Below are 14,278 nucleotides of genomic sequence, written 5' to 3'. Positions count from 1 at the left end.
AAGCGATTCTCGATGGACGCCAACCGCCGAGGCTGTCTCTGATCAGTCTGATCAAGGCGACGATCCCGCTGCGATGGGGCGAGCAATTCGCATAGCCTGAGCGATCACCACGCAGACGCCGCCAATCGGTCTCTGGCGAAAAAGCCCAAGGCTTGAAATCTGCCCCGAGAGATGAACCGCCATCCAAGCGCCAATTCGCGACGTTGGCGGTCTCTCTATCGCGGAGTTGAAACGCAAGGTCGCCGAATTGGCGGGGATTTTTGCCCCCCACGCCCCCGGACTATCGAAACTCTGGGGTGGTTGGTGGTGGCGGGTGGACTTGAACCACCTACCTTGGGGTTATGAATCCCACGCTCTAACCAGATGAGCTACGCCACCGAAGGGCGGTCACATACGCGCGGCGAGCGCGCCGGGCAAGCCGTCCAGGCGCATTTCGCACCAGTCCAGACGCCAAAACGCAACTTCCTTTCGCCATATGACCCGCCTGGCCTTGCGAAACAGCAACGTGCGGCGCAAGCATGGGACAACCTGCCGCCATAAGGCACTTGGGAGGCAATTTTGTCCGAACCGCTCGACGCCATCGACGCCCGCATCCTCGACCTCCTCCAGCAGGACGCCAGCCTGTCGATCGCGGACATCGCCGCTAAGGTCGGCCTTTCGTCCTCTCCTGCTTGGCGCCGCATCGAGCGTTTGAAGAAGGCTGGCGTGATCAAGCAACAAGTCACCCTGCTCGATCACGAAAAGCTTGGCCTCACGTTCGAAGTGTTTGCCTCGGTGAAGCTGCAGCTGCCGTCGCGCGAAAACTTGGAGAAGTTCGAAGCCGCAGTGACCAAATGGCCGGAAGTGGTCGATTGCGCAACCGTCACAGGCGCTGTCGACTACATGTTGCGCGTCATCACCAAAGACATGCACGCCTACGACGACTTCCTGCGCGATAAGATGCTGGGACTTGGTCTCGTCAGCGACGTGCAATCACGCATCGTGATGCGCGCCGCCAAGCGCACCACTGCGGCGCCGCTGGAACTGATTGCCGGCGATCTCGAAGGTTAGTGCGCGTTGCGCTCTGCTTGGCGCAACATCGCCGCGCCGCGCTGGCCAACATAGATTTGCGGGTTCGAAGGCGGCGACAAATTCTGCTCGCGCTCCCATTGCGCGATCAGCCGCTTGGCGCGATCGAATGATCCAATCATGTCGCCATTCTCACGAACGCTACGATTGAAGTAAGCATCGCCAAAGAACGTCCAATTGTTCTGCGGCTGGCAGCCAAACGAGGATCTGTCCGGCGCCGCAGCAGTCATGATCACGGTGTTATCCGTCATCAGCGGGCCGATGAAAGAGCCGGAGAAACACGCCGAAACAATCACCACACGGTTCTGGATGTTTGCCTGCGAAAGCATGGTGCTAAGATGCGCGGGGCGTAAACCTGCGAACACGCGATTGTGCTCGCGAATTGCCGCCACGCCGTCCGACTGACCGTGCGTCGTGAAGAACAGCACGAACAGATCTTCGTTCGGATCCATTGTCGCGCCAATGTAACCGATCGCGGCGGCGAAATTGTCCGGCGTCGCGGCTGCGTACGCGCGCGTGCCTTGGCCACCTGCCGACAAGATGATCGAGCGCCCATCGGCGCCAAGATGCGGGCGCAAAATCTCTTCGGCCTGCACCGCCTCGCGCTCGAATACAGGATCACCCCAGAACGAAACACTGAGCAGATAAACGTCCTGCACGCCCGGACGTTGCGGCTGCAGGCTATTTAGCGTGTCGCCCATGAGCCGCGCCAAACGCACCGCGTCCGCCGGCGTCGGCGCAATTTCGAGCGCGCCGAACTGGCCGTTAAAGGGATCGCGCTGTTGCTGCGCCGTCGCGGGCGCGGCCGTTGTCAATAGGACAGCGCCAAAAATCACCGCGATCAGCCCGTTTGCCCGCATTAGCCCCCCCTCTTCGGGCGCCAGTTTCACCGGCTTCCGCGACCTTCGCAACCGCCGTTCCGCATAGCGTCCGGCCGCGCGCTGGGTTAGCACTGCCCCATGTCTGAGGGGACGACACCGCCACGGCGGGACGGATACATCGCTGTTCGCAAGGCCGAGCTGGCCGAAGCCATCGCCGCGGCAGGGCCGCCTGGCGAGACGCAGGCCATGGCGGACGTGCTGAAATTGCTCGGCGCTTTGCTTCACCACGAAGCGCACGCGGAGCTCGAAGCATTGAAGGCGCTTTACGATCCGCTCGATCCCGACGCGCCGGCGTCTCGACGCGACGTCACCCTGCGCGCCTTCGAAGCCTTCGAACGCGACTTCGGCGACGCTCTTGCGCGCGCCAATTTCGTAGAGATCGATCCCGACACGGTGCAAAGCCGCGAAGCCACCAAGCGCATCACAGGGCTGGCGATCAAACCGTCGGTCGGCGGCATCCGCCGCGTACGCTTTTTTGCGCGCGGCGCTCACATCGAAACACTCTCGTTCAAAAAATGGTTCGGTCTGCAGCGCGAACAAATCGAAGTGCAGACGATGAACGACGTTGTCGTGCTCGTCGGCTTCAAGGCCGAAGACGAAGCGGCGGCGCGCGAAGATCGCCGCGCTTTGAAACGCATGCGCCGCGGCGTGCGCCAAGGCGCGGCGCTCGTGAAGCACTTCCGAAGCGTCGCGGGTCCCGAACTCGTGACCTTGCATCCGGGCGCGCGCCCAAGCATGCGGCCCCGCGATCAGGCCATGCTCGCCGGTCCCGCGGTTGTTGCCGGCGTTCCGGTTCTGCTCAATCTGTGGCCGGCGCTGACGGTCATCTTCGCTGTGCTTGCCGCCTATTTTGGCGCCCAAGGCGCAATCGAGGAAAGCGAACTAAAGCGCGCCCTCGCCGCCGTTTCGGGCTTGGTCGCCGTCGGCGCGTTCATCATGCGCCAGCGCCTTAAGTACGAAGCGCAAACCCTGCGCTATCAGAAGCAGCTCGCCGACACCGTCTATTTCCGCAATATCGCCAACAATAGCGGCGTGCTCGACCTCCTGATCGGCGCCGGCGAAGAGCAAGACGCGAAGGAGGCGTTCCTCGCTTATGCGATCCTTCGCCGCGAAGGCCGCCCGCTCGCGAAGGCCGAGATCGACAATTTCTGCGAAACGTTCCTCCGCGAGCGCCTTTCTCTTCAGATCGATTTCGAAATTCACGACGCCCTCGGCAAGCTTGAGCGCTTAGGGCTCGTGGCGCGCGAAGGCGAAAGCTATACCGCGATCGCACCACCCGAAGCGCTCGCCAAACTCGACCTTGCTTGGGACAGTCTCTTCAACTTCTCGGCGCGCAGACAATAGGAGTGCGGCATGACCGAGCGATTTGAACGCCATAAGCAGCCGTGGACCAGCGAAGAAATTCAAAAGCTGCACATGTATGCCAAGAAAGGCATGTCATTGAAGGCGATCTCAAAATCGCTCACCCGCAGCGAAGAATCGATCAAGACACGCGCCAAGGCTGACGGCCTTGCCATCGCAAAACTGCGCTGAGTTTTAAACGGCGTACACCGCGCGGACGTGACCATCGGTGTAGCCAACGATCCGGCGCTTCGCCCCTGGCCACGTCGTGACATCGATCACCATCCGCGGGCTATCGCGCGCATCGTCCGTCAGCGCTTCCGGCTCGAGCCGTACCCAAGCCAGTGGCGCACGTTCGGTCGCACGGGCGCCGGCCGATAAGATCGCATCAACAATCGCCTCGCGCGCCTCACGCGGGGGATATTGCAAAAACACCGAGTGGTACACGATCGTTGCTGCATCGTCGGCGCGCGCGCTCAGCTTCTGCGCCAACCAGTGCGCCGCATCTGCCCGCTCTACGTGAACGCCAGTCTCGCGCGCCAACGCCACCGCGCCATCAAATCGCGCCAACCGTTCCGGTTGATCCGGCCACACGTAAGATCGCAATTGCAGCCGCTCATGCTCGTCACTGATGTCGAGCGGATTGAGATCGCAAGCGGCGCGATGGCGCACGGCGATGTCGGCTATCGGCGGTGGCGGACCATTCCAGTCAGTGTCGATCTGCACCGGACCTTGCGCACCCCAGGCCCAGCTCTTGGTTTGATACGTGTACAAATCCCAATTCATGTTGAGGCCGGCGCTGGCGCCGATCTCGAGCATGTCGACCTCGCCCTTCCAGGAATCCGCAAACCTCAAGAACGCCGCAAGCAAAGCAATCGAACGGCGCGTTTCATTGGTTTGCGGCGCCGAGCGAATGAAGGCGGCAGCCGCATTCGGCTCACGCTCAAGCAGTGCACGCGCCAATGGCCAAACGTCCTCGATGCTCCAATTTGCTAGGCTGGACGGATAATGCGCCGCCAACGCGGCTTCGCGTCCGACAAGCACGGCATGATGGAAATAGCCCGCCAGACGAAGCGCTAACGCATCGGCGCGCGGGCTCGTGTTCCACTCCTCGAGCTGCGCCGCAATCGGGCCGCCGCTCTGGTAATCCTCGCTCATTGCCCTGATCAGCTGCGAGGTAAACGGCGACCCGAACATGTCGCAATACATCGCCTGCTCAGCGAAGTGCGCGAGGATCTTTTCGTTCACGCGCGTTCCACCGCAAGAGCGATGCCTTCGCCGCCGCCGATACAGAGCGAAGCGACGCCGCGCTTGGCGCCGCGCTCTTCAAGCGCCGCCAGCAACGTCACGAGCACGCGCGCGCCGGAGGCGCCTATCGGGTGACCCAACGCACAGGCGCCGCCATTCACGTTGATGATGTCATGGCTGATGCCAAGCTCCTTCATCGCAATCATCGGCACGATGGCAAACGCTTCGTTGATTTCCCAAAGATCGACATCGCTAGGCTTCCAGCCGGCGCGCGAGAGCGCCTTCTGGATCGCCGGAACCGGCGCCGAAGTGAACTTCTGCGGCTCTTGCGCGTGTGAAGACTGCGCAACGATCGTCGCAATAATTTTCTTGCCCTGCTTTTCAGCATCGCCGCGACGCATCAGCACCAAAGCCGCCGCGCCATCTGAAATCGCCGAGGCATTCGCCGCCGTGACCGTGCCGTCCGCCGTGAACGCCGGTTTCAAAGACGGAATCTTATCCGGCTTGGCCTTGCGCGGAAGTTCATCTGTATCGAGCACGCCCGTCTTCAGTTCAATTGCGACGATCTCGCGTTTAAAACGACCTTCATTGGTGGCGCTCTGAGCGCGGCGCAGCGTTTCAAGCGCGTAGGCATCCTGCGCCTCGCGGGTGAATTGGTAGTCCTTCGCCGCCTGATCGGCATACACGCCCATGGCGTTGCCTTCGTAAGCGTCCTCAAGACCATCGAGCGCCATATGGTCGAACAGTTTGTCATGACCGTACTTCTGACCAGCCCGGTGCTTCTGCATCAGGAACGGCGCGCGGGTCATGCTTTCCATGCCGCCGGCGATCACCACATCACTCTCACCCGAGAGCAGCGCTTGACGCGCCATCGCCACCGCCTGCAGCCCTGAACCGCACATCTTGTTCAGCGTCACGGCCTGCGTGCCTTTATCGAGCCCCGCCTTCAGCGCAGCCTGACGAGCCGGCGCCTGCCCCAATCCCGCGCTCAGCACATTGCCCATAAAGATCGCATCCGCGCTCGCGACGCCCGCTTCCTTGACCGCAGCCTTCACCGCCACTGCGCCAAGTTCTGGCGCCGAGAGATTTGCAAGTTCACCCAGCAAACCGCCCATAGGCGTTCGGGCCATGCCGACGATGACGATATCTTCCTGGCTCATTGAGATGACCTTCCTTCTTTGCGCAGCACCATAATCGTCGAGGTCCCGTGCGCCAACAGGCGACCGCGTGAATCGATTAGCTTGCCTTCAGTGGTGATGATGCTGCGACCGCGCGAGAGCACAACGCCTTCAGCCCGCACTTGCCCTGTATCCGGACTAATCGCGCGTACGAAATTGGTCTTGGTCTCGACACTTGTGTAGCCGACGCCAGCGGGCAGCGTCGTGTGCGCCGCGCACCCCGTGCAGCTATCGATCAACGTAAGCGCCCAGCCGCCGTGAACGATGCCAAGCGGATTAAGGATGCGATCCGTCGGATCACCCAAAAAGACGGCCCGTCCATCGTCGACCTCAGCGAGCGTAAACCCCAACGTGATCGCGATCGACGGCGGCGGATGATTGCCGGCCAAGAGAAAACGCATCGCCTCAAGGCCCGACATACCGAGCAGCGCCTGAGCTGCGGATTTAGCGTCTTGGGAAGAGGCGTCAGCCATCTCGACTTGCCTTATTTGTATCTACAAGTATTACGGACGTAGAACTCAGAGCCAAGGCCGTCAAGATGCCGAAACGTCAGCCAAAATCCGAGACGCCTTCGCCTCTCATCCCGGCAAAGCAGGCGCCTCCCTGCCTCTATTTGCGGCTGCGCTTAGCCTCAAAGCGACTTTTGTCGCACTACGAGGCGCGCCTGGCCGCCAGCGGCGTGAGCATGTCGCAGTTCGGCCTGCTCGCCGGCATCAGCGAAGAACCCGATCTCACAATGTCGCGACTGGCGGAAAAGCGTGAACTGTCGCCATCCACACTGACGCGAACGCTTCGGCCGATGGAAGATGCAGGTTGGATCGAGATGTTTACCGATCCCGACAACGGCCGCATCAGACGTCTGCGGCTAACGCGCGAGGGCCGCGCGCGCCTCAAGTCCGCCTATTCCGGATGGAAGCAGGCTCAAGCCGAGGCGAGCAAGGTCGTCTCGCCGCGCGATGTCGAGCGCGTGCTCCACGCAACCGAGAAACTCGCAGTCTAAGCGACGAATTGCACCACGCGCTCAATGACGCCGCGATCCTGAGCGATCATGCGGTGGCCCAATCCATCACAGAGAACCAATTCCGCGCTCGGCCAGCCGTCTGCAATGGCTTGGCCATTTTCCCATTCAACAGCGTCGTCATCCATCGAGTGCAAAATGAGCGTCTCGGTCGCGGGCGCGACTGCCGCAAGATCAAAGTCGGCGTGAAGGCCAGCGTCAATGGCGTAGAGCTCACGCGCACGATGCACGACATCCGCGGAGATGCCGCGTTCCTCCGCGAAATCGAACCATCTCTTGTTACGACCGCGGGGCGCGGCGATCAGCACGATACGGCGTGCACTAAATCCGTTCATCAATGCAAAGCCCGTCACCGGCCCGCCAAATGAGTGGGTCACAACTGCGTCTATCGGGCCGAGCTCGCGCGCTACAGCCTGCAGCACCGCGGCGGCGCCCACGGGCGGACATACCTCGCCGCTGGAAAAACCATGCCCCGGCAAATCGAACGCCACACTCGCCACGCCAATATCGGCAAGCGACTGAATGAGCGGGCTCCAGAGCGAGTTGTCGTCTTGCCAACCATGCACCAGCAGCACCGCAGGTCCCTCGCCAAGGCGCCAAGCAGCAATCTTGCCTAAGGGCGTCTCGATCTCGATCTGCCGTGCATCGCGCAGCGGCTCAGCAATACGCTGACGCGCCCGGCGCTTCGGCATCATCACTTCGTTGAGCAGTGCGCGGGCCTGTTCGTCGAGACTCATTGGGTCGCCATGATCCAGCCACCGCCGAGCACTCGCGTGGTCCGCGGGTCGTAGAACACGGCAGCTTGCCCCGGAGCTACGCCTTCTTCCGGCACGTCAAGCAAGACCGACCAGCCCGCATCGATGGCAAGCTTCGCGGGAACCGGTTCACGCGTTGATCGCACGCGAACAAGGATTTCACGCCCGTTGAGATCATCCTCGGACGCAACCTGTTCACCGATCCAGTTCACTTCCTTGAGCGCAATGCGTGATACGCCGAGCGCCTCGCGCGGCCCGACGATCACGCGCTTATTCGGCGCATCGAGCTTCACCACAAAGAGCGGCTCGCCGGTAGCAATGCCCAAGCCACGCCGTTGGCCCACGGTAAAGTTGATGACGCCATTATGGGCACCCATCACACGGCCATCGACGTGAACCACCTCGCCCGGTTCGATCGCGCCCGGCCGAAGCTTTTCCACGACGTCTTGATACTTGCCATTCGGCACGAAACAGATGTCTTGGCTATCGGGCTTGGCGGCGACGCGAAGACCAAGTTCATCCGCCAGATCGCGCACGCGGCTCTTTGGCATGCCGCCCAGCGGGAATCGCAGATAGCTCAATTGCTCGTGCGTCGTCGCGAATAGAAAATAAGTTTGATCTCGCGATGCGTCCGCAGCGCGATGAAGCTCAGGCCCGCCATCGCCTTCGAGGCGCTGCACATAGTGACCGGTCACTAGGCAATCGGCGCTTAGATCTTCTGCAACACGCTTCAGATCTTTGAACTTCACGGTTTGATTGCAGCGAACGCAAGGAATGGGCGTCGCGCCGGCGAGATATGTGTCCGCAAAATCTTCCATCACCGCACTACGAAAGCGGCTTTCGTAGTCCAGCACATAGTGCGGAAAGCCCATGGCGTCGGCGACACGGCGCGCATCGTGAATGTCTTGCCCGGCGCAGCAGGCGCCCGGCTTGTTCACTGCCGCGCCGTGATCATAAAGCTGCAACGTGACGCCAACGACGTCATAGCCTTCGCGCTTCAACATCGCGGCGACGACAGAGGAATCCACGCCGCCGGACATGGCGGCGACCACGCGCGTCTCGCGCGGCGGCTTTGCAAAGCCCAATGAATTGAGAGTGCGTGCCGGTGGCGCGTCGAGCATTGTCATCTTCTATCCCCTCCCGGATTCAAGGTCCGGAACGAAATTCAAGCTGGGGATATGACGTGCGAGCTCGTGGGACGCAAGGGCGTTAGATGTACTTCAGCAAGCTCAATTGGGAGAGTTCAGCAAAAGTTTTAGCCGATGCCTCATATTGGGCGAGCAGCGTATTGAGCCTGATCGACACCTCTGCGAGATCCGCATCGGTCTGATCGCCGATCTCCTTCGTCAGCAGGTCTGATTGCGCTTCCAGGCGCGTGCGATTTTCATCGAAGCGCTTCTGCAGCTGGCCGGTGCGGCCTTCCTCGTTTACGAAACTCTTGGCGTGAAAATCGAGATCAGCGGCGACGTTGGTCAGCACGTCAGTGTATGAGCCCGTCATCGGCGAGCCGAGTGTGCCACCGGCCCCATCGAGAATGTATTTGATCTGACGGAGCGTGTTGAACAGGTCCGTCGAGAGTTCCGAAGCCTTCGACGCCAGCTTGATCGGTGAACCATCGCCCAGATCGATGATCTGATGGCGCTCCCCTTCATTGAAGAGATCTTCCGGCTGCACTGTGGTCGCCAGCTCATCGAGCGTGGTGATCTTCACCGGCGAACCATCCAGTCGCTCGCCCGCGAACATTGGTTGGCCGTTCCACGTCTCGTTCAACGCCGTAACGATGCTATTGAAGGCCAGCTCCAGCTCGGTGCCGATGCCGCGCCCGTCATTGGCGCTGATCGCCTCGCGAATTGTCAGCGCCAATGACTGAGTGGCGTCAGAAATTTGCCCGAGGGCAGCCGATTGAATGCCGAACCGCGAGTCGAGCTGCGTCAGCACCGAGGCGCGCGCATCCGTGTTCGAGCGCATGCTGGAAGCGCTGAGTATGCGGCTTGAAGCGCTACCAAAGCCCTGCAGCGTGTTTGCCTTTGCGCCCGAAGCAATCTGCGCCTGCAAATTGCCGAGTTCTCCTGTGATGCGCCGGACGTCGCCCTGGGCGCGCATGAAGAAGCGGGCATTGATCGGTGTTCCGGACATCTAGTTCACTCTTAGCGGTAGCCGATAGTCATCAGCGTATCGAGCATTTCGGTTGCGGCCTGGATCACGCGCGCGGCGGCGGCGTAAGCGTTTTGATAGGTCGTCATCTTCATCAACTCATCGTCGATGCTGACGGATTCCATTTCGCCGCGCCGATCGGCGGCGGCGGTCGCAACAGCGGCGGCGCCTGCAGCTTGGCGCTCAGCGTCGCTCGCAAGCCGTCCCGCCTCACCCCCAAGCCGCGATGCGTAGGTTGCGAGCGTGCCGGTTTGCGCGGTGAGCACGCCGGCGGTGGAGAAATTTCGCGTGGCGTCGCGAGCGGCCGCAAGCGCGTTGGCGCCGCGATTGTCGCCAGCTTCGATGATCTTCGAACCGATCGCGACCGTAATGTTTGGGCGCGCCACAGCAAGCCGCGTTGCGTTCGCAGCGACACGCGAATTGACATCGATCTCCGTCGCGCGCCCCGCCGTCGCCGAGGCGCTGAGGCCGTTTAACGCCGAGAGCGAAACGCCGGTGTTGCCCCGCTGCGTCGTGTCGGTCACGAGTTCGACCTTAAACGCTGGATTGGCGGCGAACGTGATCTGTCCCGTGCTACTGTTCAGAGAGAATGCACCGTACTCGCCGAGCCCCGTGCCCGTTGCATTCAGTGCGCTGAGGACATCGTTCCAAGTCGCGCCCGGCGCAGAGAGCGCGCCGCTGATCGTAATACTGCGATCGGCGATAAAGCGGCCCTGGCTATCGCGGATTTGATATTGAATGACGCCATTATCGGCGAAGCCATGCACGTCCGTTCCGCTGACCCCACTTTCAAAGAAAAGCGGAGTCGGCCGCGATATAAGATCGTTCAGACCAAAGAAGTGCGAGAAGCCGCGTCCGGCCCGTAGCGCCGGATCGGCGGCGTCCTGCTGGATGACGATGCCGCCATTGCCGTTGACGTTCAGCGAAAGCACGCCATCGGTGAAGGACGCCGTACCGGAAGGCGTTTCCGCAGCCAGCGCTGTGTTCAACGCATCGATGAAATCACCAATCGTGCCGCCACCCGCAAACGAGATCGAGTTCGTCGGCGATTCCGAAGTGATCGTCATCGCGTCGAAATCGATGGTCAGGCGATCACGCAGAACGCCGGTGGCGTCCGTCAGTGCGATTGTTGAAACGCCGGTGAAGTTGAGCGCGTCAGTGCTCAACAAGCCGGTCTGGCGCCCAGTCATCGAAGACACCGCCGGTGAGGACGTGTTTTCGTTGTGAACCGCGTTCATGGCGTCCGCGAGCACGCCCGCATATCCGCCCAGCGCCTCCGCCATGCCTGGTAGATCGACATCGCGCGCTTGCAGGAGGCCTTTGATACTGCCGCCAGTCAGGAACGATTCAATGTTTGTCTGCGAACCTACATCTGCGTTGAGCGAAATGACGCCATGCGTCGCATAAGGCGACGAATCCGGCGTGTAGCTCAACCGCGCCGCGTCGACACCGACAAGCAGCGCGCCGCCACCGGTGCGCACATGCACGCCGCCATCGGCTTGCGGTGTCGTGCGCACATCCATCAGCGCCGAAAGTTGATCGATTAGCGCTGATTGCGCGTTCTCGGCCGAACTTGAATCGGCGCCCACGCGCTGGTTCAAGCGAATTTCGCTGTTGAGCTGCGCAATACGATCGATCAGCCCCTGCGCTTCTGACACCGCATCGCCGATGCGCTGGTCCGCTTCGCTGATCAAATCTTGCAACGATCCACCAATGCGATGAATCTCGTCATACGTTGCCTGCAAAGCACTCACGACATCGGAACGGCGCAAGCTGGACGATGGATCAACACCCAACGCGGTCAGCGCCGACCAGAACTCATCAACGGCGCCAAACACCGACGATGCGTCCGATGGATCGCCGAAACTTTGCTGCGCACGAGACAAAAGATCAGAGCGCGCCGAAGCGGAACTCGCGGCAGATGCTGCAATGTAACTCGCCGTCGCGAGGAAGCGATCGGCCGCGCGTTTGATGCCGGTGATCTCAACGCCCGCGCCCGCGCCAATCTGGGTGCGCGGCGCGAGGATCATCTCGGTGCGTACGTAGCCAGGCGTGTTGGCGTTGGCGATGTTTTGCGAAACCGTCGCGACGCCGGTCTGCGCCGCGCGCAAACCTGAAAGCCCCGAGAGCAGGACGCTGGTTAGACCGACCATGAGCGGGCCCCCGGCAAAAAGCGCCCGGCGCCCGGCGAAATCTGCCGGGCGTGCGCACGCGCGTAGAGCGCCGCAAGATCACTGATAAGCGCTTGAAACAACACGCTTTCTCCCCGCTCCACGGGCATGGCCGGAGGGCCCGAACGCAAAGCATCAGCGGTTCACCACGCAAGCTTGGGGCCATGGTTAATCGCCCGGCAGAAGCTGCCCAGCGGACCGGCGGAAATTGCCGCAAAGTCCACACCACAAGATCAGCGTCTCCATGTAAATCACGGATTTAATTGAATTTTATTATGGTTAGCGACGTGGCCCGGAGCTTGCTCAGGGGTGCTGGCTGGACGTGACTCAAGGCGTTCAGTTCGGGGGACCTATGGATTTCGCGCCGGAGCCAGTACGTGACGCCTTCCCGCCGCCGCCAAGCCGGCCGGCGCAGGCCACATCTGCGCCCGATGCCAACGACCGCTCGTTCAATGATCACCTCGACGAAGCGAGCGAGCCGCGTGAGCGTCCCGCCGCGACGCAAAACGAAGCGCGCAATGACAACGCAGCGCCGGTCGAAGCACGCGCGCCACGCAGCGAAGACAGCGAAGCCACCGAAGAGAACATCGATCCAGACACCGCGCTTCTCGGTGGTCCGCTGCCGCCTACCGCGCCGCCCGTTGCAGCGCCCATCATCGTGCAACTCGCCGCCGCAGAGCCGGCGCCGCAGCAAGCGCAGCCGCAAGATGACGCGCCTATCGCGCCGCTCGATGCGCAACTCGCCGCACCACCAACCACTCCAGCCCCAACGCTTCCCGACGCCTCGGCGAAAGCGCCCACCGATACTGGTGCTGCCGGCGAACCCGTCGATGCGAACGCCTCGAACAAGGCGGCAACGCCGGACGTGAAGGACGCGACGTCGAAAGCCGCGCAGCCCGAAACGGCGCCGCAAACGCAGCAGCCCGCACAGACAAACGCAGATCCAACTGCGCAGCAGCAGCAGCAGGAAAATCCTCAGCAGGCTGCAACAACCGACTTGCCACAAGCGGTTCAGCAAGCAATCGCAGCAACCATCAACCCCGCCCCTCAAGTTGCGTCACCGCCAGCCGCGCGCACGACCAAGGATGTAGCGCAGACAATCGACGCTAAAGCCACACCGGATGCACGGGACGCCAAGACAGAAGCACCGGTCGCTCACGCAAAGGCGCAAGCACAAGCGCCGAAAGCATCGAACGCCAACAACGCCAGCATTGACGCCCTGCCCGCCCCGCAAACCAACGCCAACGCGCCGGACACTTCGCAGATCGCCGAAAATTCAGCGATCTCAACGACGGCGTCGCAAGCAAGCACACACGTACAGCACGCTTCGGCTGAAACGGGCGCGCAGCGCGCGGCGCCGGCGGCCGCCCAAGTGGGCCGGGAAATCATCCGCCGCTTCAACGGCGGCACGACCAATTTCGAGATGCGCCTCGATCCAGCCGAACTTGGACGCGTCGACGTGCGCATGGAAGTCACGCGCGACAATCGCGTCACCGCCATCGTAACCGCGGATAATCCTCAAGCGCTGACCGAACTTGCCCGCCATGCGCGTGAGCTTGAGCAGCAATTGCAGTCGGCCGGCCTGCAACTCAGCGACGCCGGCCTCTCCTTCGACTTGCGCCAAGGCGCACAAGGCGAGCGAGACGCACAAGACGCGAACCCAAGCTCACGGAATCCTGGCGGCGAAAACGCCGCAACAAGCGAACAGCAACCAGCGCCTATCGCGCGACCGATCGGATACGAGCGGTGGCGCGGCGTGCGCGTGGATGTGATGGTTTAGAGGCAAAGCAATGGTCGATTTTTCAGGCATCAATGCTGGCGCCACGACAACGCAGACGGATTCTGCGAGTTCACGCACGCGTCTCTCAGACAATTACGACACCTTCCTCGTGCTGCTCACGGCCCAGTTGCAGAATCAAGATCCGCTCGCGCCGATGGATTCAACGCAATTCACGCAGCAATTGGTGCAGTTCAGCCAAGTTGAACAGCAGATCCGCACCAACGAGCAACTCGAAGGCTTAGCCGGTCAGTACAACGCCGCTGCTGCCGGCGCCGCCCTTTCCTATCTCGGAAAGGATGCGATCATCTCGGCGGACGAAACCTATCTCGCCGGCGGCGAAGCCAATTGGGCCTATCGCCTGCCGGAAGCCGCAACCTCGATGACCATCTCGGTCAAGGATATGCAGGGCCGCACGGTCTACGAGACCAACAACGCGGCGCGCGGCGGCGGCGAGCATCTCTTCGCTTGGGACGGCGCCCGCACGGACGGCAGCACGGCCGCCGACGGCGTCTATCAAATCGTCATTAGCGCGCAAAATGCGTCGGGAACCGCGATTACTCCGACCGTCTCTGTGCGCGAAACCATCATGGGCGTCGATTTTACCGGAGACTCGCCCGTCGTCATCACGCCTGCCGGTACAAGAGAATTGGCTTCAATTCGATCGGTGCTCAACAACGGCTGACA

The 14,278-nt window shown here is 61.7% G+C and carries 14 protein-coding genes and 1 tRNA gene; 6 read left to right on the top strand and 9 right to left on the bottom strand.

Annotated elements, in window-relative coordinates:
• Positions 1–301: 301 nt before the first annotated feature.
• Positions 302–378 (bottom strand) — tRNA-Met (locus ATE48_RS12645).
• 180 nt (positions 379–558) lie between these two features.
• Here ATE48_RS12645 and ATE48_RS12640 point away from each other — a divergent pair.
• Positions 559–1,050 (top strand): Lrp/AsnC family transcriptional regulator, encoded by a 492-nt coding sequence (locus ATE48_RS12640; RefSeq protein ID WP_066772057.1) that lies wholly within the window; start codon positions 559–561, stop codon positions 1,048–1,050.
• Here ATE48_RS12640 and ATE48_RS12635 read toward each other — a convergent pair.
• Complete coding sequence (locus tag ATE48_RS12635; protein ID WP_066772056.1) at positions 1,047–1,928, bottom strand: C13 family peptidase; 882 nt, start codon at positions 1,926–1,928, stop codon at positions 1,047–1,049. The two genes, ATE48_RS12640 and ATE48_RS12635, sit on opposite strands and share 4 nt — an antisense overlap.
• 99 nt (positions 1,929–2,027) lie before the next feature.
• On the opposite strand from ATE48_RS12635, the gene ATE48_RS12630 reads away from it, so the two are divergent.
• Both ATE48_RS12630 and ATE48_RS12625 read left to right on the top strand, forming a co-directional pair.
• Positions 2,028–3,293, top strand: coding sequence for a DUF3754 domain-containing protein (locus ATE48_RS12630; protein WP_066772054.1), 1,266 nt, complete (start codon positions 2,028–2,030; stop codon positions 3,291–3,293).
• Positions 3,294–3,302: 9 nt separating this feature from the next.
• Entirely contained in the window at positions 3,303–3,482 is a 180-nt protein-coding gene (locus ATE48_RS12625; RefSeq protein WP_066772052.1) for a hypothetical protein, read from the top strand.
• Positions 3,483–3,485: 3 nt separating this feature from the next.
• Here ATE48_RS12625 and ATE48_RS12620 read toward each other — a convergent pair whose 3' ends face one another.
• From ATE48_RS12620 to ATE48_RS12610, 3 genes are read right to left on the bottom strand one after another with little or no spacing between them, the layout of a single operon-like run.
• On the bottom strand, positions 3,486–4,538 hold the full coding sequence (locus ATE48_RS12620) for a DUF2332 domain-containing protein (protein ID WP_228126604.1): 1,053 nt from the start codon (positions 4,536–4,538) through the stop codon (positions 3,486–3,488).
• The gene (locus ATE48_RS12615; protein ID WP_066772050.1) at positions 4,535–5,698 is read right to left on the bottom strand and encodes a thiolase family protein; all 1,164 of its coding nucleotides are present in this window, start codon (positions 5,696–5,698) and stop codon (positions 4,535–4,537) included. Before ATE48_RS12615 ends, ATE48_RS12620 begins: the two co-directional genes overlap by 4 nt.
• Positions 5,695–6,189 (bottom strand): PaaI family thioesterase, encoded by a 495-nt coding sequence (locus ATE48_RS12610; protein ID WP_066772045.1) that lies wholly within the window; start codon positions 6,187–6,189, stop codon positions 5,695–5,697. The genes ATE48_RS12615 and ATE48_RS12610 overlap by 4 nt, the downstream gene beginning before the upstream one ends.
• 65 nt (positions 6,190–6,254) lie before the next feature.
• On the opposite strand from ATE48_RS12610, the gene ATE48_RS12605 reads away from it, so the two are divergent.
• The gene (locus ATE48_RS12605) at positions 6,255–6,716 is read left to right on the top strand and encodes a MarR family winged helix-turn-helix transcriptional regulator (protein ID WP_066772043.1); all 462 of its coding nucleotides are present in this window, start codon (positions 6,255–6,257) and stop codon (positions 6,714–6,716) included.
• Here the strand turns inward: ATE48_RS12605 and ATE48_RS12600 are convergent.
• From ATE48_RS12600 to flgK, 4 genes are all read right to left on the bottom strand, one after another.
• On the bottom strand, positions 6,713–7,471 hold the full coding sequence (locus tag ATE48_RS12600) for an alpha/beta fold hydrolase (protein ID WP_066772039.1): 759 nt from the start codon (positions 7,469–7,471) through the stop codon (positions 6,713–6,715). The genes ATE48_RS12605 and ATE48_RS12600 overlap by 4 nt on opposite strands.
• Complete coding sequence (gene mnmA / locus ATE48_RS12595) at positions 7,468–8,616, bottom strand: tRNA 2-thiouridine(34) synthase MnmA (protein WP_066772037.1); 1,149 nt, start codon at positions 8,614–8,616, stop codon at positions 7,468–7,470. Before mnmA ends, ATE48_RS12600 begins: the two co-directional genes overlap by 4 nt.
• 82 nt (positions 8,617–8,698) lie before the next feature.
• A complete protein-coding gene (locus tag ATE48_RS12590; RefSeq protein ID WP_066772036.1) occupies positions 8,699–9,625 on the bottom strand; it encodes a flagellin in 927 nt (308 codons plus the stop codon).
• Positions 9,626–9,636: 11 nt separating this feature from the next.
• Positions 9,637–11,796: a flagellar hook-associated protein FlgK gene (gene flgK, locus ATE48_RS12585; protein ID WP_066772034.1), complete on the bottom strand. Its 2,160-nt coding sequence runs from the start codon at positions 11,794–11,796 to the stop codon at positions 9,637–9,639.
• Positions 11,797–12,166: 370 nt separating this feature from the next.
• On the opposite strand from flgK, the gene ATE48_RS12580 reads away from it, so the two are divergent.
• Complete coding sequence (locus tag ATE48_RS12580) at positions 12,167–13,594, top strand: flagellar hook-length control protein FliK (protein ID WP_066772033.1); 1,428 nt, start codon at positions 12,167–12,169, stop codon at positions 13,592–13,594.
• A gap of 10 nt (positions 13,595–13,604) precedes the next feature.
• On the top strand, positions 13,605–14,276 hold the full coding sequence (locus ATE48_RS12575; RefSeq protein WP_066772032.1) for a flagellar hook assembly protein FlgD: 672 nt from the start codon (positions 13,605–13,607) through the stop codon (positions 14,274–14,276).
• The last annotated feature ends 2 nt before the right edge of the window (positions 14,277–14,278 follow it).

The organism is Candidatus Viadribacter manganicus, from assembly GCF_001679665.1.
GTDB lineage: Bacteria > Pseudomonadota > Alphaproteobacteria > Caulobacterales > Aquidulcibacteraceae > Vitreimonas > Vitreimonas manganica.
This window is presented reverse-complemented; position numbering and strand designations above follow the sequence as displayed.

What these genes read in the sequence shown, in the direction of transcription:
- ATE48_RS12625 (WP_066772052.1), top strand. Translation starts at nt 3,303, where the DNA reads ATGACCGAGCGATTTGAACGCCATAAGCAGCCGTGGACCAGCGAAGAA.
- ATE48_RS12610 (WP_066772045.1), bottom strand. Translation starts at nt 6,189, where the DNA reads ATGGCTGACGCCTCTTCCCAAGACGCTAAATCCGCAGCTCAGGCGCTG.
- ATE48_RS12630 (WP_066772054.1), top strand. Translation starts at nt 2,028, where the DNA reads ATGTCTGAGGGGACGACACCGCCACGGCGGGACGGATACATCGCTGTT.
- ATE48_RS12605 (WP_066772043.1), top strand. Translation starts at nt 6,255, where the DNA reads ATGCCGAAACGTCAGCCAAAATCCGAGACGCCTTCGCCTCTCATCCCG.
- ATE48_RS12615 (WP_066772050.1), bottom strand. Translation starts at nt 5,698, where the DNA reads ATGAGCCAGGAAGATATCGTCATCGTCGGCATGGCCCGAACGCCTATG.
- ATE48_RS12575 (WP_066772032.1), top strand. Translation starts at nt 13,605, where the DNA reads ATGGTCGATTTTTCAGGCATCAATGCTGGCGCCACGACAACGCAGACG.
- ATE48_RS12590 (WP_066772036.1), bottom strand. Translation starts at nt 9,625, where the DNA reads ATGTCCGGAACACCGATCAATGCCCGCTTCTTCATGCGCGCCCAGGGC.
- flgK (WP_066772034.1), bottom strand. Translation starts at nt 11,796, where the DNA reads ATGGTCGGTCTAACCAGCGTCCTGCTCTCGGGGCTTTCAGGTTTGCGC.
- ATE48_RS12600 (WP_066772039.1), bottom strand. Translation starts at nt 7,471, where the DNA reads ATGAGTCTCGACGAACAGGCCCGCGCACTGCTCAACGAAGTGATGATG.
- ATE48_RS12635 (WP_066772056.1), bottom strand. Translation starts at nt 1,928, where the DNA reads ATGCGGGCAAACGGGCTGATCGCGGTGATTTTTGGCGCTGTCCTATTG.
- mnmA (WP_066772037.1), bottom strand. Translation starts at nt 8,616, where the DNA reads ATGACAATGCTCGACGCGCCACCGGCACGCACTCTCAATTCATTGGGC.
- ATE48_RS12580 (WP_066772033.1), top strand. Translation starts at nt 12,167, where the DNA reads ATGGATTTCGCGCCGGAGCCAGTACGTGACGCCTTCCCGCCGCCGCCA.